Genomic DNA, 736 nt, shown 5'->3' on the forward strand with positions numbered 1-736 from the left:
AAAGTGGATCCTTCAGGGGTAAAAGAAGTGTTTGAAAAATTAAAAACATTGATAGCCAAAGACCCAGAAAAATATCAAAAATGGTTAAAAGATGTAGATGAAAAAGATATAGATGAATGGTGACACAAGAGTGAATAAAACTTAAGCTGTTATTTACCTTACTTAGCATATAAAACAGCATCAGCTGTTTAACCGAAATCTCCCATTAAAAAATTAAACTTACCGAACGCCTATGATGCCTTAGACCGATATATCGTAAAACATCATCGGGCATCAAATAAAAGAATAACACTCTATTTTATTTAAAGTTGATAGCGCTAAGGCTAAAATAGTTAAACGACAAAATGTTTTTTTAAGACGATACATAGAAAACATTTTACTGAGATAAAAAAATAAACTTCAAAGCGATATTAACAAGAATTTACTATTGTGAGTAAGTTTGAGGGGGAAAATATGGAATGGACTGGTAATATGTATGGATTTTATACCGATAAATCCGTCGATGATGTATGGTTTTCATTAATTAAAAAATTATCATCTATTAATTATAAATATGAACAAAGTAGTTTTAGAGATGAAGAGTTTCTATTTTGTTATAAAAACGATGAAATGCGAGATTATCATGAGAATCATGGTTACAATTTAGATTTACAAGGGGAAGGTTGTTTTTTAATTGAAGCAAAAAGCACACAGTTAAATGGAATAGCAACTTTATTTGAATTTGATAATGCTTCTG

Annotated in this window: 1 protein-coding gene; it reads left to right on the forward strand. The window is 29.1% G+C overall.

All coding sequences use genetic code 11. The annotated features are described in order from the left end of the window. Positions 1 to 453: 453 nt before the first annotated feature. Positions 454 to 736, forward strand: a 283-nt coding sequence (locus A9G09_RS02395) for a hypothetical protein (protein WP_065633321.1), incomplete at its 3' end; no start/stop codon positions are given.

The organism is Gilliamella sp. wkB292 (genome assembly GCF_001690235.1).
Classification (GTDB): domain Bacteria; phylum Pseudomonadota; class Gammaproteobacteria; order Enterobacterales; family Orbaceae; genus Gilliamella; species Gilliamella apicola_F.